Origin of the sequence: Parasphingorhabdus sp., assembly GCF_036568145.1 — a bacterium.
In the GTDB taxonomy this organism is placed as follows: Bacteria; Pseudomonadota; Alphaproteobacteria; order Sphingomonadales; family Sphingomonadaceae; genus Parasphingorhabdus.
The window spans coordinates 1-19,308 of sequence record NZ_DATCTC010000030.1 but is presented as its reverse complement, the minus strand read 5'-3'; the positions used below and the strand labels follow the sequence as shown (position 1 = coordinate 19,308).

Below are 19,308 nucleotides of genomic sequence, written 5' to 3'. Positions count from 1 at the left end.
ATCATAATATTTCTCGTTTCAGTCTCATTCTGGGACGAGCAGGCGGAATCGGTCAATTTCACATTTGACGCCCGTTCTTGAATGCAAAACATCCCTGTCCTCGCATATCTTGCCGTCTTTGGATTTCTCCATATAAAATCCGGAATAAAAACTGCGCCCCTGGCATTTTTTCTCCAGCCTGACCCGGATCAGCTGACGGCTCTTGGTGACCAGATCCAGATAGCGGTCATCAAACCGCTGGACACCCAATATATTGTTCATCGGCACGCATTTGCCGATTTTCTTTTCCTTATAGGTCACGGGTGGAGAATTTGCTTCAAAGGCATTCAGCCCCGACGGCAAGGCCGACCGGCTCCGCGGAACCCGGATGATGACGCGCCTTTCGATACGGACCTGTGCATATTGCGGTTTCAAAGACTTAAAAAAAACCCCTTCTTCTTGCTCGGGAGAATAGGGTAGTGGAAGCTCTGAAGCCTCTGGGGTCGCCAGCAATAATGATAGAAAGAGTGGAAGACTCACCAGAAACCCCTAATTTTCATCACAAGCTATACCAATGGTGATTGAATGATTGATGAACTACACTTTCTGTCAAATTGTCTTCCCTGCCACTGTCCTGAATTTTCAGTCAAACATTGGTGTTGAATCGCGATGCGTCTATATGGTTACGAACATCTTAAGCAAACAGGAGCACATATGCCGGAAATGTCCAATGGGTTGAAGGCCGTGGCCGAAATTGTCGGGTCGCGGGGTTTTACCATTGAGCTGGCCGATATGGAGCCATGGCTAACCGATTGGCGGGGGCGCTATACCGGCAAGGCAATGGCCCTGGTTTCGCCAGCCTCTACCGAGGAAGTGTCCGCCATTGTCAAAATCGCCAATGCCCACGCGATTGCGATAGTCCCGCAAGGGGGCAATAGCGGCATGGTCGGCGGCGCGACCCCCGACAATTCGGGGCAGTCGATTATTTTGTCCCTGCGCCGGATGAACACTATCCGGTCCATTGATGCCGGTGACGGGCTGGCCGTCTGTGACGCCGGAGTGGTCTTGCAGAATTTTCACGAATCGCTGGAAAAGCATGGCCAGCGCTTTCCGCTGACTTTGGGCGGCAAAGGATCGGCTACCATCGGCGGGCTGGTTTCCACCAATGCCGGGGGCACACAGGTTTTACGGCACGGCACGATGCGCTCCCTTGTCGCCGGACTGGAAGCGGTCCTGCCCGATGGCAGCATTTATAACGGCTTGGCTGCCCTGAAAAAAGACAATCGCGGATATGACCTGAAACAGCTTTTGATCGGCGGAGAAGGGACGCTTGGCATCGTGACGGCGGCAACGCTGAAAACCGTGCCGGCGCTCATCGACCGCTGCGCCGCGTGGATCGGCGTGGCATCGCCGCAGGCAGCCTATGCACTGTTCAAATTTCTGAATAGCCGTGAAAGCCAGTCGCTGGAAGGCTTTGAAATAATCCCCGGTTCCTGTCTGGACGCGGTGCTTCGGCATATTCCGGGAACCCGCCCCCCGCTGGCGGAAAAAGCGCCGTGGAACGTGCTGATAGAAATTATCCGCGACCAGCCCGCAGCGCCAAATCCGCACAGCATTGCCGAGGCATTGCTGGCCGAAGCGTTTGAGAAAGAGCTTATCAGCGACGCCGCTATCGCCGCCAGTGAAGCGCAGGCCGAGGCATTCTGGAAAATCCGGGAGTCCATCTCGGAAGCGGAACGCGCCGATGGTCTGGCCCTGCAACATGATATCAGCGTGCCGGTAGCGCAGATGGCGGACTTTATCACAGACGCGGGGGCCCAGATTGAAAAAGCCTTTCCCGGCACAAGGGTCGCCGCCTTTGGTCACATGGGCGATGGCAATGTCCATTTTCACGTCAAGGCGCCCAAGGATATCAGCGCGCAATCAGGGGAATCGCAGTGGGTGGAAAAATCCTCCATGACCATATCGCCCATGGTGCATGATCTGGTCGTGGCGGCCGGTGGTTCCATTTCCGCAGAGCATGGCATTGGCCAGACCAAGCGCGACGAGCTGGAACGCCTGTCCGGAGATGCCCGGATATTGACGCTGCGCGCGATAAAAAAAGCGATCGACCCCAACAACATAATGAATCCGGGTAAACTAGTTCCTCTTGCGTCGGGGACGCCAGCAACTTAAAGCCGCAGCAACAAATATTTTAGTCTCGGAGATTTTATTATGGCCAGTGCGCCTCAAGCCCAGCCTCTACCCATGTTTTACAAGGATCTGGTTCCGCTCAATTCCAAAGAGCATGCCAACTGGAAAATCAAAGGGCTTGATAATGCGTCCTTCATGCAATCACAGCACGCGATTCCATTAACGGTTGACGAATTTCCCAATGCGGCTCGCAATTATCCGATTGTTTTTTCCATTGGCGAAAACAGCGTTCCCCTCATCCTGATGGGCCTGAACGAGGGCGTGAACACATTCATGGATGAAGAAGGCCGGTTCAACCAGCCCGCTTATGTCCCGGCCTATGTTCGCCGCTATCCTTTCATGCTCGCCAAGCTGCGTCCTGATTCCGAGGAACTGTCGCTCTGTTTCGATCCGACGACCGACGCCATTGGCGATTTCAAAGAAGGCGATCCCCTGTTTGACGGCGACAAGCCCTCTGAAAATACCAAATCCATCCTCGAATTTTGCGAGCAGTTTGAACAGGCCGGTCACCGCACAGGCCAGTTTGTCGAAGAACTGAAAAAAATGGGCCTGTTGATGGAAGGTGAAGTGTCCATCCAGCAAACCGGCGTCGAAAAGCCGTTCATCTATCGCGGTTTCCAGATGGTGAATGAAGAAAAACTCCGCGATCTGCGCGGCGATGAACTGCGTAAAATCAACCAGAACGGCATGTTACCGCTAATCTACGCGCACCTCTTCTCGCTCCAGATCATGCGCGAAGTCTTTGCAAAACAGGTAGAAGCGGGCAAAGTCCCTCAGGTGACGGAAGCACCAAGCTTGTAATCAAACGGAACGGGGAGAGAACCTATGGCCGAGCGTAGCAGGTATAGCCAAGTTGCAATTTGGCTTCACTGGATCATAGCAATCGCTGTCATTACCAATATCGGTCTGGCCGGATTGACCGAAGACCTGCCCCGTGAAGTGCGCGGTGGATATATGGATGTTCACAAAGCTCTGGGGATCACGATATTGGCTTTGAGCGTGGCCCGGCTGCTCTGGCGGCTGGGACACAAACCCCCGCCATTGCCAGCATCGACCCCGGGATGGCAGGCTTTCATCGCGAAAACCATCCATTTCCTGTTTTATGTTCTCTTGATCGGCTTGCCGCTCAGCGGATGGATATGGATGTCCACCGCCCCGGCTCCGTTCAGCTATTTCGGTTTGTTTGAAGTGCCTTTATTCCCCGTTGCGGGGCAAAAGGCTCTTGGCGATGCTCTTCATTCCGGGCATGAACTGGGCGGTACAGCGATGTTCTTCTTGATCATTCTGCACCTGCTGGCATTTGTAAAACACCAGTTTATCGACAAGGATAATCTGATCCAGCGGATGTGGCCTTCCTGAATATCCGCCTGAATCTCCGCCTGAATCTCCGAAAGCGGCCTGTTTCCCCGCTTGTAGCGAAAACCTGACAATAAATTTGCTTTGGGGTCTTGCAACTTAATAGATGAAAGACCACATTGAGGATGTACTGGTCCGCATCCCCCCCGATTGGATCAGTACGGCATTCTTTGAATGCCACCTCCCTGAACCTTGACCACTCCGCCGATATGGCGGGGTGGTTTTTTTGGTTTTGGACTAGACCTATATTCCTCTTAGCCGCTAATTTCCGCTGCTTCCAGACCTATTGAAACTGTTTCCGGTTCCTGTGTGATATCAAGGCCATGACACTACGTAACAGGCGCTTGTGATCTGTGAAAAGGGCATGAACTTCTCCCCACTAATCCCCCGACTCGCAGCCCGCTTATTCGGCGGCAAGCAGGAACTGGCTGTTAATCTGGTCCGCCAGCCGCATGGCCAGTTCCGCGATATGATCCGCCACAGCCGGCAACCGCCCGTCCGGTTCGCGCAGAGCACTGTCCAGATAAGTGCTGCGGTCGACCTCCAGTTGCAGGGCGTGAATATCCCTCTCGACCCTGGCGTGACGCTCCAGAATATAGCCGCCTGCATAGGGGTGATTGAGCCGCGTCCGGATTCCCGATTGCTCTAGGAATGCCACACTAAGCTCTGAATAGCGGGAGCCTGCGCTGCGCCCAAAGCGGTCGCCAACCACCATATCAACCCCGCCCTGCCCCTCATTCAGCGGCGGCATGCTGTGCAGGTCCAGCAAAATAGCACCGCCGAATTTCAGGCAGATCCGCTCCAATATCCCGGCAATGCTGGCGTGATAAGGCTCATGATAGCTGTCCAGACGGTTTATTATGTCTTCCCACTGCCATTTCCTGCGCCATAAATTACCGGCACCGTGCAAACGGCTCGGCACAACGCCCAGCCCGCCCCGCACTTTGCGGCTTGGCGCGGGTAGCCGGGTCCGTAGCTGGGCCGCTGATAGCCCGCCGATCATGTCGGCATCAATTTCAGAGCGGTTACGGTTCAAATCCACCCACGCCCTTGGCCGATGGGCGATAATGGCCGGAAATCCGCGGGCGATCGCCCGGCCCGCCAAGCGGTCGGCATACCGGTCCTCCAGCCGCAACAGATGCGTAGCCGGAACAGCCAGATTGTCCAGTATCTCGTCAGGATAAACCCGCCCCGCATGCGGGACACTAATCAACAGCGGGAATTGCAGATCATCGACATTATAGGACGAGAAATTCCCGTCACGCCCCTCATGCGGTGCAAAATCCAGATTATCGGCAATATGATCCGCCATGCGCTTCCATTCGTTACCTGTTCAATATCCGATAAAGTCCGCCGACAGAACCAAAATGTTAAGGGATTTGCACCTATAGTCCGGATCCGGCATAAACAACGGCGAGAATAGACAGGGATTGCCCAGATGATTAGAATACTCCTTGCAGAAGATGACCAGTCCATGCGCGAACACCTGACCCGCGCGCTGCAAAAATCCAACTATGATGTCGTAGCTGTTGACCGCGGAACAAGCGCGATTCCCTATCTCGAATCGGAAAAGTTCGACCTGCTCTTGACCGATATTGTCATGCCTGAAATGGACGGAATCGAGCTTGCCCAGCACTGCGCCAAGCTGTCTCCTGACACGCAGGTTATGTTTATTACCGGATTTTCCGGCGTCACCCTGCGCGCGGGCGAAACCGTGCCAAAAGCCAAAATCCTTTCCAAACCGTTCCATCTGAAGGATCTGGTTCAGGAGGTGCAGCGCCTTTTTGAACCGGATAGCATCGGCGAACTCAATTAAGTCTTGCACCCTTCCATGCGGCTGGCTAGACGGCGTTCAGCGTGGGCGTATAGCTCAGTGGTAGAGCACTTCGTTGACATCGAAGGGGTCGGGAGTTCAACTCTCTCTACGCCCACCATGAAATCAAGCACTTAGCTCCCTCCAAGCATGAAAACTGGGACCGACTTGGGACCGACGATGAACATCGGTAAATTGATCAATACCATTCCAATAAGTCTCAACGCCTTCGATAAACTCCTTCAAATACTCCGGCCGGAGATGGCTATAATGGCGGCCACTACCAGGTTCGCTGTGCCCTGCAGCCAGATCAATCTGAGCTTGTGGGACGCCTTGTGATTGAAGATAAGTGTGGCAGGTATGCCGTAACGTATTTGGATAACCACCTTCGATGCCAATCTTGGACAGCACGCGCTTAAAAGCCTGACGTACAGACTTGCATTCGATCGTTCGATAACTACCGTCCTTCCTCAATGTCCGATAGCGAAGCACTTTGCCATCCAATCCTTCAAGCCAAGGTCGAAGGGTCGGAGCGATGGGTACAATGGGGCGACGCTTGTTGGTTTGCATGCGGCCTCGTGCGTTAAAGTTGAAAATATTGTTGTCGAAATCAATCTGCGAGGAGTCGGCCTCAAGCACGGCCTCAACGCGTGCATGGGTTGAAAGCATAATCATTGAAAATAAAAAGAGGTGCTCTCTATCTTCTGACGCCGCCATCACATCGAGCATTTGGGCTACTTGCTTCTGCGTCAAAGTGAGAGCTTGTTTTGAACTATGGAGCTCGCGGTTATCGATTCGGCCGATAAATGGTACACTCGGAATAAGCTTATTCTCCCACGCCCATGTGACGGAGCGCCTGAGCGCAACCAGATCGTTCGTTTTGACTGTGTTAGCGATCACTCCCTCCTTCAATCTGAATTGAAGCAGTCTTTTAGTGGCTTCGGGTCCGAGGTCATCGATGGTTAACCCTCCCTCTGAAGCTAGCCAGCGCTGCAGGGCTGCAACAGCGTAAACATAAGCTTCCCGCTTATAACCTTCTTTCATTAGCCAGTTGCTAAGATTTTCCGATACAGAAAGTGAAAGGTCTTGCGACCTCTCTCCCAGTAATTTTCCATGTTGTGAAAAGACTTCTGGAACACTTAACGCTCGCAATGTGTCTGTAGCAGGACTTGGAAAAACTGAGAGTGCAGAGAAACCGTCACCTGGTGACGTCTTGTAAGTCGGAGAATTGCGGGCCGCTTGCTGACTGGCCGCTGTCGGATCACCGGTCTAGAGAAGCACAGTCATTCAGTCAGTAGCACATGATTGTTTCTTGCATGACCTGCACCAATCAGACTAAACGTTCGCAAACTTGCTCGTCGTCCTGCTCATACTTAACCATTCCACTCAGGAGTTGAGGCCTCCGGCATCCAAGCGCCGATGGCGAAAATATCACCTCTGCTCATGGAAGCAAGTGGCTTGGCTCCGAGTCTTGACTGCAACAGCGTCACGTAACAGCATCGATAGAGGGCTCGCGATGCGCACTCACCGTGCATGCGTGTTTGGCCGTCATGACGCCATCGATACCTCTGCCAAGGTCCCAAATCACTCGGTGACCGTCATTCAGATGCGCTGTTACTGATCGGTCGTGGAGATCATCTGCAGATCGTCGCGACTTTTGGACATGATGGAATTGGGCATCGGGAAGCTTCGCTTTTAACCTTGTATGCAGATCGCGCCGCTGGTCTTCATCACTTTCCCAGCTGTCGTGCAGAGAGTCAGCGTCAAAGCTGACAATGTGAACGCTTGATACGCCGCCGGACGCATTTGCAAACCGCACTACGAAATCGACCAGCCTTCGACGTGAGCTCTCGTTGGCGCAGCAGTAGGGATCTATAATCCGCAAGCAGCAGATGGCGAGATTCTCCACGTGTTGCGTGAAAATAGCCCAATCACGCATTCCGCCGACCTCGAACAAGCGAGCACGCGCTTATGCTGATCGGCTATACGACAGAATTCCAGTTCCCAATCGCTATCGGCAATCGCATAATTGATGTGGCATTTAACGCCAGTCTCATAACGGTCCTGACTGGTGTTAAAGCCGACATGGGAAGTGGAGCCTTCGCGGTTATAGGGATCGAGCAGAGCGACCACACGATTTTCCCCCTTCGTTCCACGGGTGATGGCGCGCTTGATCCGCTCCGCGACCCGGTCAGCAATGTCGTAATATAGCAATTGCGCCGGCTGCGTGCTGCCCTTGCATACCAGATGCTCAGCCATCCAGTTGCGGACGATCTTGCGCATTTCCATAATACGCTGGTTGTTTGGGAGCTCCCCCTCAAGCGTAAAATGGCGCGCTACGATCCGGGTCGCGAGCTTGAATACGATTTCACTCTGACGTTTCTCTGCCAAATGCTCCAGCGTCATATCGGCTGTTTCGCCAATGATGCCTGAACTGACGGTTTCCGTTGCACCCACCAGATCCGGGGTCAGCTCTAAAGTGCTGTCATCTGTGAATTCCGCAGTCAACGTGTCACGCGGCAATTCTGTGCGATAGCCCTCGACGCGCGGGAATCGGATTTCCACATTGTCGCGCTCGGGACTGATCGCTTCCACCCTGACCATCGGCGGCGGCGTTTTTATATCTGCCTGGACAGCCTGCGCCGTGAAATCAAACGGGATGCCGAAGATGTCGGCATATTCGACGCCGAACCGGTCGTCCGCGTTCAGCTCGTATGAAACGCGGCGTAATGCGCGTCCGATCACCTGTTCACATAATAGCTGCGTGCCGAACGCCCGCACGCCCAGCACATGGGTAACTGTATTTGCATCCCAGCCTTCCGTCAGCATGGACACAGAAACCACACAGCGAATTGCCTCACCCAACTGGCCGGGGCGGCCGACAGTGTTCATGACTTCGCGCAGAATGTCGGCATCATCGATCTTGTCGGCCGATGCACGGTCGCCGGTGCGCTGGATCATCTCGTCCTTGAACCGTTCGATTTCGCCCGCTGCAGCGGTTTTGAATTCCGCGCTAACCGCTTCGCCGCTTTCCAGTTGCTTGCTGTCGATCAGCAGGGTTCGCATTTTGGGCAGAGCCACGCCATCGGGATCGAAATTTCGGAATAGCGGGCATTTTCCGGCGATCAGCTGGCTGCCACCTTCCTTTGTCGGCACCTCGTAACCGGCGATATAATCATGCACCAGCTTCGACGTAGCGGTGTTGTTGCACACAACGATGAAGACGGGCTCGACGCCCAGCTTGGACTCTTGCCATGCATCAAAGGTTTTAACGTAGTGGCCGTATAGAGCGTCGATAGCCGAAAGCAGTTCGTTTGGTAATTTTTGCGGATCGTCAAAGCCCGATTTTCCGCGGCCTTTTTTTGGCAATTTCTTCCCGATATGCTCCCACAAATTGCGGAACATTGGCATTTCACCTTGCTCCACATTATCTACGATGGGGACCCGGGGCAATTTCACAATGCCGCACTCGATCGCGTCCATCAGGCTGAAATCGCTCATCACCCAGCCGAACAGCGACCCTTCGCGGTAGCCTGAACCTTTAAGGAAAAACGGAGTGGCGGATAGATCATAAACCATATTGAGGCCGAGCGTGCGTTTGACTGCTTCCAAGCCTGATATCCAAAGGCGTGCAGCTTCGTTGTTTTCCTTCGCCTCCGCCTTGTCATCGCCTTTCAGAGACTTTTCTTCTTCCGGAGTTAAGGGACGTTCGCGATAACAGTGGTGGGCTTCATCGTTCAAGACGACGACATTCTTCATACCTAGCAGCGGCCCGGCAACGCGGCGCAGCATTGCGCCGTCGCTTTCCTGCTTCGGTGTCGTATTGAGCGCTGCCTGCTGGACCTTGTTGAGCGAGACCTCGTCCTTCTTCTTGAAGGCATGAAAGTTGGTAATAACGATCTTGGCCTGCCCCAAATCGCGCAGCATATCCTCCGGCACAATTTCGCGGCTGTTGTAATAGCTATTCGGATCGTTCGGCTGCAGCACCTGCAATCGGTCTCGGATGGTAATGCCGGGCGCGACGACCAAAAATCCTTTTGAGTATTTCTTGGATCCGGGGTGCCGGACTGCATTAAGCGTGTGCCACGCTATAAGCATCGCCATCACTGTCGTTTTTCCAGCCCCAGTCGCTAACTTGAGCGCAAGACGGATCAGATCGGGATTGGATGCTTCATTGGCAGCAAAAAGATGATCCCAAAACCGCTGACCCGTTGCCAATTTCACTTTTCCGCCCTTACGGCTCGGGCGGCCAACGACTTCCGTGAGCCAAATAACTGTTTCGACGGCTTCCACCTGGCAGAAAAATGGTCGCTGATTTGCGAATTTGTGCGTGCGCCAGTGGCGAAGAAGGCGCGCCGTAGTAGGTGTTACCTGCCACTGGCTTTCCGGCAAAGCGCGCCAACTTTCAACTGCAGACCGAATTCCGTTGATAGTTTCAGTAGGGTCATAAATCTCGCCTTTGGCATCGGCATAAAGATCCTGCTGCGAGGCAGCGTTCCCGCGCGTCGTTTTTGCCTTGGGTATTGGTGTAGTCAAGTCGCTCTTGCGCCGTCCCGGCTCGATTTGACCCGTAGGCTGACCAGCATCACTCAATTGCCAATGTTGGCCTGGTTCTTCATATGGTGAATTGAGGATTGGGGATTTGAAAAATGCCTGGCTGTTCATCTAGTCATCGTTTCCTCAATACCAATCCATTCGTTTTGGAGTTGGCCGCTGAAATTCGGTATACCCGGTTTCGTAAGGCATACTGTCAGTATGGTATAGCTATCGATATCTCTCTCGTTACCAAAAGCGATGACTTCGCAGTAGCGGTAAGCCGATCGGATTGCATCCTGCTCCAAGCGTTCTTGCAATAGTTCGAGCAGATCTTCAAACAACCGACTGCCAGTCGTGAACGCTAGGTCAGGATCATTTGAAACGCTGGTCAGGCGATGACTTGCTGAGATATCTGGGAAAAGTAAATCCCCTATGAGCGAGCTTTTCGATAATTGGACGCGGTCCAGCTCCTCCAGCACCTTGACGGATTGCGGTGGCTTCATTTCGGAAGGCTCCATCTTGTCCGGCATCTGGCCTTCACTTGTATCGTTGAGCGCATTGCACCTAGGGCGCAGCAATTCGCGTTCAGCTCTGTGTGTCAAAAAGTCCCCCATTTTCAGCCATCCCCAAGCTGAACTCCTAGACATTCTGAATATAAAAAACTCAGTAACGATTTAATTTGCAAGTTATAACATCTCTAATATTGCTAGTAGCAACGGTTGTCTAAGTCGAGCCTGAAGTTACGATTGCCTCATAGCAACATCAACGGAACGAGTGAAAGTCGCTCCGCTACGTCTAACGATATAATCGTATTACTCCTCATCGCATGGCGTCGGTTCACTTAAGTCACGACATCCTCTCCTGTCTCGCGTGCCTGAATGCTCCAGCAGAATCGACGAAGTTACGTTGCCTTCGCCCTATTACGATAATGATCATCACTACGTATTAAAGTCTGCGAACGAATAAGCCGAAATCTTGCACATACGGCATTGAGATATTTTGGTGTTTGCAACCGGCGGTCGGCGTAAATTACGAAACTGTCTGGTTCTTTTACGATACGTCCGCGCGAGTGGTCATCATATTCGGTTGTTAATATATCCAAAGGAAGCCCGTTGCGGGAAATCCAATATCCACCCGCTTCCTGCCACCTTGCCCAGTGATCGGCATGGCCTCCATCGTAGGTGAGGCAATCACCATATTGTACCGCATCTTCCAGCGTGCAGCCTGCTGCTACAAGTGTGTGATCTACAAACCAGAAAATACCGACAGCCCCCGTCATAAGTGCCTCCTTACGGTAAGCCCCAAGGCTTAACATCAATCAGTCTGATCGGCCGGACGTGCATAACTAATTTTTATTTCACCTACCAAATCACACGCGGCATTTATTCTACCCCAGTTATCATTTGTGCTGCTGCCGTGAGTTTCCCCCGCATCTCTTCAATTAACAGCTCGGGCCCGATAATCTGTGTATCTCCTGCCCACAAAAACAGGTGGTCTGCCATTTCGCTCAGTCCTCCTGCGCGGAATGTTATTATTAGTGCTCCGGTGGGCTGTCCGTTCGCGCACAATTCATCTTCAATTTTCTGGGTGGCGTGAAATCGCCAGTGTCTCGCACGGTCGGCTGCATGGGGCAGAACCCGTATGGTTACTTCATGCTCTGCCTCGCGCCAGATTCCGAAGCTTTTCGCTAGCCACGCGTCGAGGTCGAAATCCTCTGGTGCGCTGCCCATTGTCTCAGAAACGCGTACATTTTGCATCCGGTCCATACGGTAGAGGAACGGATCGTCGTCCTTGTCCGGTATTTTCCCGAGGAGATAATTGGCCTGTCCCTGCACGATGCCGTAGGGGATGACGCGGCGCCATTGCGGCTCGCTGCTATCGGGTCTCACATATTCAAACTCCGCGCATTGGCCAAGCATGATCGCACGCGCCAGAACAGGGTAGATGTCGGGCGCGACGTCGATACGGGGACCGGGACCGGTGATGCTGGATTGCAGCCGCGACAGTTCGAAGAGGTCCGCTTCCAGCGTCAGACGGCGCTTATCCTCCCCCACGCAACGAAGCTTGGCAAGAAGTCGGGCGAGGAGATCGCCATGCTGGCTTCCCCGCTTGCGTGCACTCTTCAAAGCGACATCCAAGGCCGCCAGTTCTTCGGCCGTTAACGCGGCATAAGCGCCCCCGATGCCGTCCTGGATACGCCACTTCTTCATCCCGCTGTCCGGGTCTATGGTATGAGTAAGGTCGAATGCGCCGCCGATAAGTGCGCGCGTCCGCTCGGCACTGCGCCGCCCCTGGCCTAGCATGTCGGCCATTTGCTCGATAGTATATCCTTCGTCGCTGGCCGCCAATTCCTGAACCAGCAGCAATGTGCGGGCCAGCCCCTCTTTCCTGTTAGTCATTAGCGCCTCCCGATTGTCCGAACGCGACCTTGATATATCATGAGCGCGTCAAATACGGACGCATAAAACATTATCCACTTTACCTGAGCCGGCAAGTAGAGAATATAAAGCGACCACGCATTAAGTGCGAGGTCACAGGGGGGATAAAATGAGATTTTTCAGCGCGCTATATATGTATAAGCAACGATCGACAGGCGGCGATAAACTGATCGGACCGCTGGAAGATTATCTGACCGAATGTATGGCGGAATGTCTGCGTGCGTTAAATGGGGAAGAGTTGGCAGAGTTGCTGAAAGATCTGAGCGGAGGAAAGATATCAGAGGCCGACCGTAATGCGGTTATAGCTTGCGCCGATCAAAAAGGGATATCCGTTAAAACGCAATGGTTTACGGAAAATCACGGGCGCCCTGATCTGCTGATCCGCTTTAATGGCGTGCCTACCTATTTATTCGAGAACAAGGTTGGGCATCATGTTGCGCAACGTGAGCCAAGTGAAACCGGTGAATGCCTCAATCAATTGCACGCCTATGCAAAATGGCTGAAAGACGAGCATAAAGGGGGCTTAGAAAGTCCGAAGCACTCAGGAAATCTCGATCAACTCCCCGCCGAACCGCACCTTTTCTTCGTGACCCATTGGACGCCGGTACCCGGTGATTTCAATGAGTCGGCTTCGGCCGAAAAGTGCCTTTATGAAGAAGTTCAGCGCAGCAGTCTTCGCTGGTGGGATTTGTGCAAGAAGCTGCAAGATGTGACCAAAGAAACTCGCGGCAATCCCGTTGCGCGATATCTTGCGCAGAATTTCAAAGGCTTTCTGGAAGGATTGAATATGGATATTGATTACCCAACGCAAAGCAGCTTTTCTGCGCTCGATTTATATATAAACCAAGACAGAAAGTTCGATCACTTACTTAATGGCATGTGGGAATCGGCTAAGGACATCGCAAATTTCTCACCGATAAAATATTCCGAGATCGATAGTGCGAATGGTGAAATATATATCCGGCGGTATCTTCAATCAGCTGATTCTGTAATGAAAGGAGCTTTTGTAGCGGTTAGCATTATTATACCGCGGCCTGATTCCAAGTTTGATAGCTTAACTAAGGACATCAAGATTTGCCTGTCATTTGGACATATGGACCCCGGCACATTCAATAGTATTAAGGAGATTCCTAAGGAATTGAATGTTATTCGGGCTCAGGGTGATTTTCTTATCTGCAAGGATTTGAGCGAGTTTTCAATGGACCCGGACAAACGCGCGGAAGAGATCTTTAGTTGGGTGAAAACCAATGCAAGCAAACTGACTACAATAATAGATATTACTGCTAAAGTTTTAGCTGATAGAAATCATTTAGCCGAATAATACCCCGTCACGACCGATATTGTCGCTCGTGCATCTTACAGGGTTTCTTTATGACAGAGGCACCTCATACTCCCTTTCCCGTTTCCGAGATCCCGGCAAGCAGATCGGCACGTCTGCGTCCCGGCACTGTAGTTGACCGGGCGCGCGGGTGCTTGCTGGGACTTGCGGTGGGCGATGCGATTGGCACTACTGTCGAATTTTCACCGCGAGGAAGCTTTGAGCCACTAACCGATATGGTGGGTGGCGGTCCGTTTGGTCTGGAAGCGGGGCAGTGGACCGACGACACCAGTATGGCGTTATCGCTGGCGGATAGTCTGTTGGCTTCTACAGCATTTGATCCAACTAATCTGATGCAGAATTTTGTCGGATGGTTTCGCGATGGCGAATATAGCGCGACAGGAAAATGTTTCGACATTGGGCACACGACAGAAACAGCGTTGCGACTCTTCGAGCAAAGCGGTGAGCCATTTGCAGGCTCGCGTGATCCTGGTGATGCGGGTAACGGATCGCTGATGCGTCTCGCACCCGTCGCGATATGGGGGGCAAGCCGGGATGATGATCTGATGCGTGAGACCGCGCGGCTACAAAGCGCGACCACCCACGGCGCGACCACTTGTCTGGATGCTTGCGAGGCTTATGCCGTCATGATGAAATCGGTGATATTAGGAGCGAATTTTCCGGCGGCGCTGTTGCTGGCATCGGACATACCCTTAGGAGATACCATCGGGCAGATAATTGGCGGCAGTTTTCATAGGAAACCAATCCAGGACATCCAGAGCAGCGGCTATGTAGCGCACTCGCTGGAAGCGGCATTATGGTGTGTGGACAGTGGAGGCGATTTTGCTGATATGGTGCTTAGAGCGGCCAATCTGGGCGATGATGCCGATACGACTGCCGCGATTACGGGGCAATTGGCAGGCGCACTTTTCGGCGAGACAGGAATACCTGAAGACTGGCTGGAAAAGCTGGCTTGGCGCGGCATAATCGGAGACATGGCGGAGGCTCTTTTGCATCGATAGCATGCGTCCGAAACTGTCGCTCCCCAGTTGTATAAGGGGGTATGAGCAAAACACATAACACCCCCGAAACACTCCCCGGAAACCTTGATGAAGCCTTCCGTCCTGTCATCGCCTACGGTGAAACAGCCGAAGAACAGGAAGATATATATTTTCAAAGATGCTGGGCCAAAATTGTCCAGCGACAAGATAACTGGAAGCTGAGAACGAAGACGAAATCCCTCATAAAATTGCTGAACGATGAAACCAGTTTTGAATTTTCTTCACAGGAAATTGAAGAGGTGGAGGATGCAAGCATCAGTAGAGAGCAGCGTATTACAAGAACGCGCGAAATATCTCTTCAGATCCTGGAAAAATACCCACATCCCCCCTTTACTCAAATAGATCGCCAGATCGGGTGGCTTTGCGATCTGCTGAAGCTAGGCGTCACCGAACGCAAATGTCTTTCTGTTCTGGCGCGGAGCAACAAACATGGGTGGCGTGTTTTAACTCAGACTTTGTCACCAGAGCGTATCTATTGCATGAATAGTTACATGCTATCACAGATAACCGGACTTGCTCACAGCGATGTTGAGCGGAGTGTCGGTTTTGGAAGCCCGCTGATTGAACGTGGTCTCATCAGGGTTGACAGTGAGGGCGATATTACTGTCGGAGATTTTCTGATATCTGCATCACAGATGGTTATCAGCAGCGCCGCCGAAATGGTTGAGCGTTTGCTACAAATTGCACCTGCTTCGACGCTGGATGAACAGGCTTATGATCATATGCGCGAGCAGACGGGAATTGTCGGAAATCTCATATCAAAAGGAGGCCCCACAGCGATTCTGCTTTATGGACCGCCGGGTACCGGCAAGACCGAGTTCGCGCGTCACTTGGCAGATCAAACGGGCAAACCTGCTGTTTTTGCAGGACTTGCTGATGAACACGGAAGGGAGCCTTCACGCGACGAAAGGCTGGCGCATTTTTCGCTGCTGAATGAAATTGCGCATACTGAAAAAAAACATCTCGTCATTCTCGACGAGGCTGACGATGTCCTATCTTCGCCTGGCATTTTTTCCCGAGCATCTTGGTCTAAGCAATGGGTCAACCGGCTTGTCGAGCAGGTAAAAGGTCCAACGATTTTTATTCTTAACCATGTGGAGGCTATTCCTGAAAGCGTATGCCGCCGCATGCATTATGCAATGCGTTTCGATCCGCCTAACGAGGCTGTCCGGCGGCGCATGGTCCTGGCCCATGCCAAGACCAACGGATTAAAGCTGGACGAAAGCGCAGTGGTTAAGCTCGCGAAGCTGCCTGCTCGTCCCTCGATGCTGGGTTCGGCTATTGCCAGCGCCGCAAATAGAGGTTCCGGCCCTGAAATGGCAGAGATAATCGCGCGCTCGCTAGTAGAGGCGACAAGCGGCCAGATTCTTGCGCCCGTGCATTTACCATCGGCCTATGACCCTTCGCTTTCGAATGCGAATGTACCGCTGGATCAGCTTGTGCAGCGGTTTCGTGCGCGGCAAGATGCGCCGGCCCGCGACTTGGGCTGGAGCTTGCTTCTCGCCGGACCATCGGGCACTGGTAAAAGCGCATTTGCGCATCATCTGGCACAAAAAATAAATATTGACGTCATCGAGAAACGCGGGAGTGATCTGCTAAAGCCCTATCTCGGTCAGACCGAGGCCGCGATTGCGGAGGCCTTTGCCGAGGCGAGGCGTGCAGGCGCGATGCTATTGATCGACGAGGCCGATGATTTTCTGACAGACCGCCGCGACGCCACGCGCAGTTGGGAGCGCACGATGGTAACCGAAATGCTGCGCTGGATGGAGCATTTAGAGGCCCCCTTTGTCGCCACCACGAATCTGGCGGACAAGCTCGATCCGGCAACGCAGCGGCGCTTCACGATGCGTGTGGATTTTTCCGCACTGGCCCCGGAACAGTCCGCCGCCTTGTTCCTGCGCTATTTCAAACAGCCGCTACCCGAGCGCCATTATCTGACGGGCCAGACCCCCGGTGATTTTGCGGTTGTGGCCCGCCGCGCAGAGCTGCTCGGGGAAAACAACGCAGACCGGTTGCTTGACTGGCTGCGGGCAGAGGCGGAGTTGCGGGGTGACTCTCGCGTACCTATCGGCTTTTAGGTGCGCAGTGTTATGCTTTCCGTTAATGCGCGCACCAACTTTACCATTCTACCCAACGCCCCCTTTGTAACTTCGCCATTATTATGCTGTTTCACCGATCAGGCTGCGATAAATTGCCACCATCGCCCATGTATCGCGTTCACAATAGGCTTCGAGCGCAGCGCGAATAGCTTGCCGGCGCTCGGGAGTGCAGTCTGGATCAACCGCTTCGAAATAAGCGAGCTGTGCATTGCCACCATCTTTTACCTCAAGTGCGCTATAATCAAGTTCAGGCAATAAAGTAGGCAATACAGCCTTGATCGAGAAGCTCCCGCGCTGATCGGGGTGGTAATAGTTCGCCTTGGTCACGGGGAGCAGATCTACGGTGCGGTCAGCCAGACTCAGCAAAGCCTCGGCATGTTCGGGGATCGCCGCTGCCAGATCACGAAGGCATCGTCGTTCAAACCCGGCATTCCAGGCAATCACTGTTCCTGAAGCAGGAAGCTGTGCCAGACTAGCCGCGATTGCGGCTCTCGGGTCATCGCCGCTCAGGTCTAGCGCTTCGATATGGGATATACTGCCATCGCGGGTTTCGATATGCGCGGAATACTGGAACGGTATTTGGCTATAGGGTTTTGTGCCAACCCATTTTGGGATAGCAAAGGCAATGGTTTCAAAATCAAGCCATATCCAAGGATACGCCCAGTTAGCCGTGTCTGCCTTTGCGCCGCCTGCATCGCGATAAGGCTCGCCTCCCACCAACGATTGCCAGATGCGGGTATGTAGACTGTTCAGCCCGTTGTCTTCGGGTAAGTCGCGGATGTCGGTTATACCCTTCTCGCTCCATTTATCGGCGAGCTTTCTGCCACTATTGGGTAGTTCGGCGATAGGCCATTCCGGCTTAGCGGATTCATCGAGGCTGCAATGGTTGATGAATTCGCAAGAAAAAGGAGAGCTGCAATGCTCGCCAGTAGCGCAAAAAGGCTCATCTCCTGAGAGCATTTCGCGAATTTCGCCCACAATCTTTGCCCGCCCATCGGCAACATCGCCAATTTCTTCCAGTAATGACGTGTCGGTAAATATGCCGTCATAGTTCCCAACTGTCTGCAAGACAAAGCTCGTGTCGATATGCCGAATGGCGGCGCTGGCGACATTGAGCCCGTTTTGACGAATAACCCAAAGCTGCGTCGCTAGATCCCCTTTATGATAGTCCTTTGCGCTGCCAGAGCTTTTCACCTCGGCAATGTCCCAGACCGTGCCATTGTGCTTGCGATGCGGGATCAGAATATCGACACGCACTAACACGCCGTCATGAGCAAACGTCGCTTCGAAGATCGGGCGATCCGCCGCAGCGACCAGCTCCGCCGTCCGGGTAAGGGCCGCCTGCATATCCGGATCAATTTCAACCATGACGCCTCCGGGAACCAGCGCACAGGCCAGATCACCCACCGCATGCTGCCTGATCAGCACGCCTCCAGCATGATAGGTGGGTTGGATACGGCGGCGCGTAAGTTTGTTGGTGATGCTGCAGACTTTCTGAATGCAAGCGGATCAGATCCTGATGGTCCTCATCTTGGGTCTTTTTTGGGGCGTGACATTAGCGCGATATCAGTCGCCGCCATCATCGCAAAGGCAAGTATGACGAGGGACACATGGCTATACCTGCCATGCTAGGATCAAGTTTCGTTGTGGTCGAGGCCAAGCTCGTTTTTGGTAGACTCGAAGCTGTCTTCGATTTCCCAGCGGTGTCTTTCGACAGAGACGAGCGTCTGGATGTCCGTGCCAGATGGACACCACGTTGTGAAGAAGGCTACGTCACCATCGCTGATATTGCGCAGTACCAGAAGCCCGCGATTCCAGAGACTTGCGGCCTCATTATATTCTTCGGCATCAAGATCGGCGAGCTCAAGATAGGCCCAGTCATGGAGGCGTGCGCCTTTGGAGCCATCACCAACGCAAAGGCGCGATCTCCTGCGCTATTCCACCGATCGCAGGTGTGCGTGACCACGAGCAAAAAAATAGTCGGATATAACGCCAAACATACCCTTTACAGGCGCGTCGCAAAGCTTGTTCAGCATCGCCAACGCCGTACACTGCATCTGCTGCAACCCATGAGAACGACACATCGGTTGCCAGCGTGCATGCTTGGTGGCGAAGGCTACCGCTTCAGGAACGTGGGTCGCAGCAATGCGCGCTGGAGCGCCGGTCCAACTCTTGGGCAAGTATAAAGCGCGATCCTCCATATCATGGACACCCATTGATTCAGAGCTTGATCAAAAATACAACTGTAATGCTAGAAAGCTCTATTTCGCCTCAGCTGAACGGCATCCGGAAACGTTTCCAGAAACTCATCTTCCTACCGGTTTCCCATATATACTTGACAGTAATTTACCTGCAAAATAAACAATATGCTTAATTTCGCTGTGCTCTGGGGCTTCTGGGGTGTAGTTCTTTTTGTGAATATTTGTGGATCACTCATATAGGGGGAGTGATACTTGAGCTATGGTTACCAGATAGGCTGCGCACTAGCCGTGTCATTCTTTATGACAGGGTGCGG

At 53.1% G+C, this 19,308-nt stretch carries 14 protein-coding genes, 1 tRNA gene and 2 pseudogenes; 8 read left to right on the top strand and 9 right to left on the bottom strand.

Going from position 1 to position 19,308, the window contains the following annotated elements; genetic code table 11:
- Nucleotides 1–24 precede the first annotated feature (24 nt).
- Complete coding sequence (locus VIN76_RS10790) at nucleotides 25–414, bottom strand: hypothetical protein (RefSeq protein WP_332041855.1); 390 nt, start codon at nucleotides 412–414, stop codon at nucleotides 25–27.
- 279 nt (nucleotides 415–693) lie between these two features.
- Here VIN76_RS10790 and VIN76_RS10785 point away from each other — a divergent pair, with 279 nt between their 5' ends.
- From VIN76_RS10785 to VIN76_RS10775, 3 genes are read left to right on the top strand one after another with little or no spacing between them, the layout of a single operon-like run.
- Nucleotides 694–2,154, top strand: a complete 1,461-nt coding sequence (locus VIN76_RS10785; RefSeq protein ID WP_332041854.1) for an FAD-binding oxidoreductase — start codon at nucleotides 694–696, stop codon at nucleotides 2,152–2,154.
- 39 nt (nucleotides 2,155–2,193) lie between these two features.
- A complete protein-coding gene (locus VIN76_RS10780; RefSeq protein WP_332041853.1) occupies nucleotides 2,194–2,973 on the top strand; it encodes a SapC family protein in 780 nt (259 codons plus the stop codon).
- Nucleotides 2,974–2,997: 24 nt separating this feature from the next.
- Nucleotides 2,998–3,531, top strand: a complete 534-nt coding sequence (locus VIN76_RS10775; RefSeq protein WP_332041852.1) for a cytochrome b — start codon at nucleotides 2,998–3,000, stop codon at nucleotides 3,529–3,531.
- Between the two features lie 400 nt (nucleotides 3,532–3,931).
- On the opposite strand, the gene VIN76_RS10770 is transcribed toward VIN76_RS10775, so the two are convergent.
- Complete coding sequence (locus tag VIN76_RS10770) at nucleotides 3,932–4,840, bottom strand: N-formylglutamate amidohydrolase (protein ID WP_332041851.1); 909 nt, start codon at nucleotides 4,838–4,840, stop codon at nucleotides 3,932–3,934.
- 126 nt (nucleotides 4,841–4,966) lie between these two features.
- Between VIN76_RS10770 and cpdR the strand changes: the two genes are divergently transcribed.
- Nucleotides 4,967–5,344, top strand: coding sequence for a cell cycle two-component system response regulator CpdR (cpdR, locus tag VIN76_RS10765; protein ID WP_332041850.1), 378 nt, complete (start codon nucleotides 4,967–4,969; stop codon nucleotides 5,342–5,344).
- 43 nt (nucleotides 5,345–5,387) lie between these two features.
- Nucleotides 5,388–5,462: transfer RNA gene (locus tag VIN76_RS10760), tRNA-Val, on the top strand.
- A gap of 5 nt (nucleotides 5,463–5,467) precedes the next feature.
- On the opposite strand, the gene VIN76_RS10755 is transcribed toward VIN76_RS10760, so the two are convergent.
- From VIN76_RS10755 to VIN76_RS10735, 5 genes and pseudogenes are all read right to left on the bottom strand, one after another.
- On the bottom strand, nucleotides 5,468–6,385 hold the full coding sequence (locus tag VIN76_RS10755; protein WP_332041849.1) for a tyrosine-type recombinase/integrase: 918 nt from the start codon (nucleotides 6,383–6,385) through the stop codon (nucleotides 5,468–5,470).
- Nucleotides 6,386–7,297: 912 nt separating this feature from the next.
- Nucleotides 7,298–10,006, bottom strand: a pseudogene (locus tag VIN76_RS10750) (BPTD_3080 family restriction endonuclease); the annotation flags it as partial.
- Nucleotides 10,003–10,479 (bottom strand): hypothetical protein, encoded by a 477-nt coding sequence (locus tag VIN76_RS10745; protein ID WP_332041847.1) that lies wholly within the window; start codon nucleotides 10,477–10,479, stop codon nucleotides 10,003–10,005. The gene VIN76_RS10745 and the pseudogene VIN76_RS10750, both read right to left, overlap by 4 nt.
- 299 nt (nucleotides 10,480–10,778) lie before the next feature.
- Nucleotides 10,779–11,156 carry a hypothetical protein gene (locus VIN76_RS10740; protein ID WP_332041846.1) on the bottom strand — a complete coding sequence of 126 codons (378 nt, stop codon included), beginning with the start codon at nucleotides 11,154–11,156 and terminating at the stop codon, nucleotides 10,779–10,781.
- 103 nt (nucleotides 11,157–11,259) lie between these two features.
- Nucleotides 11,260–12,276 carry a WYL domain-containing protein gene (locus VIN76_RS10735; RefSeq protein WP_332041845.1) on the bottom strand — a complete coding sequence of 339 codons (1,017 nt, stop codon included), beginning with the start codon at nucleotides 12,274–12,276 and terminating at the stop codon, nucleotides 11,260–11,262.
- A 148-nt stretch (nucleotides 12,277–12,424) separates the two neighbouring features.
- On the opposite strand from VIN76_RS10735, the gene VIN76_RS10730 reads away from it, so the two are divergent.
- Genes VIN76_RS10730 through VIN76_RS10720 form a run of 3 tightly spaced genes read left to right on the top strand, consistent with a single transcriptional unit; the run spans nucleotide 12,425 to nucleotide 16,772 of the window.
- Nucleotides 12,425–13,636, top strand: coding sequence for a hypothetical protein (locus tag VIN76_RS10730; protein WP_332041844.1), 1,212 nt, complete (start codon nucleotides 12,425–12,427; stop codon nucleotides 13,634–13,636).
- Nucleotides 13,637–13,686: 50 nt separating this feature from the next.
- Entirely contained in the window at nucleotides 13,687–14,655 is a 969-nt protein-coding gene (locus VIN76_RS10725) for an ADP-ribosylglycohydrolase family protein (RefSeq protein ID WP_332041843.1), read from the top strand.
- Between the two features lie 41 nt (nucleotides 14,656–14,696).
- Nucleotides 14,697–16,772, top strand: a complete 2,076-nt coding sequence (locus tag VIN76_RS10720) for an ATP-binding protein (RefSeq protein ID WP_332041842.1) — start codon at nucleotides 14,697–14,699, stop codon at nucleotides 16,770–16,772.
- 81 nt (nucleotides 16,773–16,853) lie between these two features.
- Here the strand turns inward: VIN76_RS10720 and VIN76_RS10715 are convergent, their stop codons facing one another.
- Nucleotides 16,854–18,221 carry a DUF2779 domain-containing protein gene (locus tag VIN76_RS10715; RefSeq protein WP_332041841.1) on the bottom strand — a complete coding sequence of 456 codons (1,368 nt, stop codon included), beginning with the start codon at nucleotides 18,219–18,221 and terminating at the stop codon, nucleotides 16,854–16,856.
- 81 nt (nucleotides 18,222–18,302) lie between these two features.
- A pseudogene (locus tag VIN76_RS10710) lies at nucleotides 18,303–19,000 on the bottom strand (IS701 family transposase); the annotation flags it as partial.
- Between the last annotated feature and the right edge of the window lie 308 nt (nucleotides 19,001–19,308).

Bases quoted from the DNA above. Each gene is read 5' to 3' on its own strand.
- VIN76_RS10785 (WP_332041854.1), top strand. From the start codon at position 694: ATGCCGGAAATGTCCAATGGGTTGAAGGCCGTGGCCGAAATTGTCGGG.
- VIN76_RS10775 (WP_332041852.1), top strand. From the start codon at position 2,998: ATGGCCGAGCGTAGCAGGTATAGCCAAGTTGCAATTTGGCTTCACTGG.
- VIN76_RS10780 (WP_332041853.1), top strand. From the start codon at position 2,194: ATGGCCAGTGCGCCTCAAGCCCAGCCTCTACCCATGTTTTACAAGGAT.
- VIN76_RS10725 (WP_332041843.1), top strand. From the start codon at position 13,687: ATGACAGAGGCACCTCATACTCCCTTTCCCGTTTCCGAGATCCCGGCA.
- VIN76_RS10740 (WP_332041846.1), bottom strand. From the start codon at position 11,156: ATGACGGGGGCTGTCGGTATTTTCTGGTTTGTAGATCACACACTTGTA.
- VIN76_RS10770 (WP_332041851.1), bottom strand. From the start codon at position 4,840: ATGGCGGATCATATTGCCGATAATCTGGATTTTGCACCGCATGAGGGG.
- VIN76_RS10735 (WP_332041845.1), bottom strand. From the start codon at position 12,276: ATGACTAACAGGAAAGAGGGGCTGGCCCGCACATTGCTGCTGGTTCAG.
- VIN76_RS10720 (WP_332041842.1), top strand. From the start codon at position 14,697: ATGAGCAAAACACATAACACCCCCGAAACACTCCCCGGAAACCTTGAT.
- cpdR (WP_332041850.1), top strand. From the start codon at position 4,967: ATGATTAGAATACTCCTTGCAGAAGATGACCAGTCCATGCGCGAACAC.
- VIN76_RS10755 (WP_332041849.1), bottom strand. From the start codon at position 6,385: ATGAAAGAAGGTTATAAGCGGGAAGCTTATGTTTACGCTGTTGCAGCC.
- VIN76_RS10730 (WP_332041844.1), top strand. From the start codon at position 12,425: ATGAGATTTTTCAGCGCGCTATATATGTATAAGCAACGATCGACAGGC.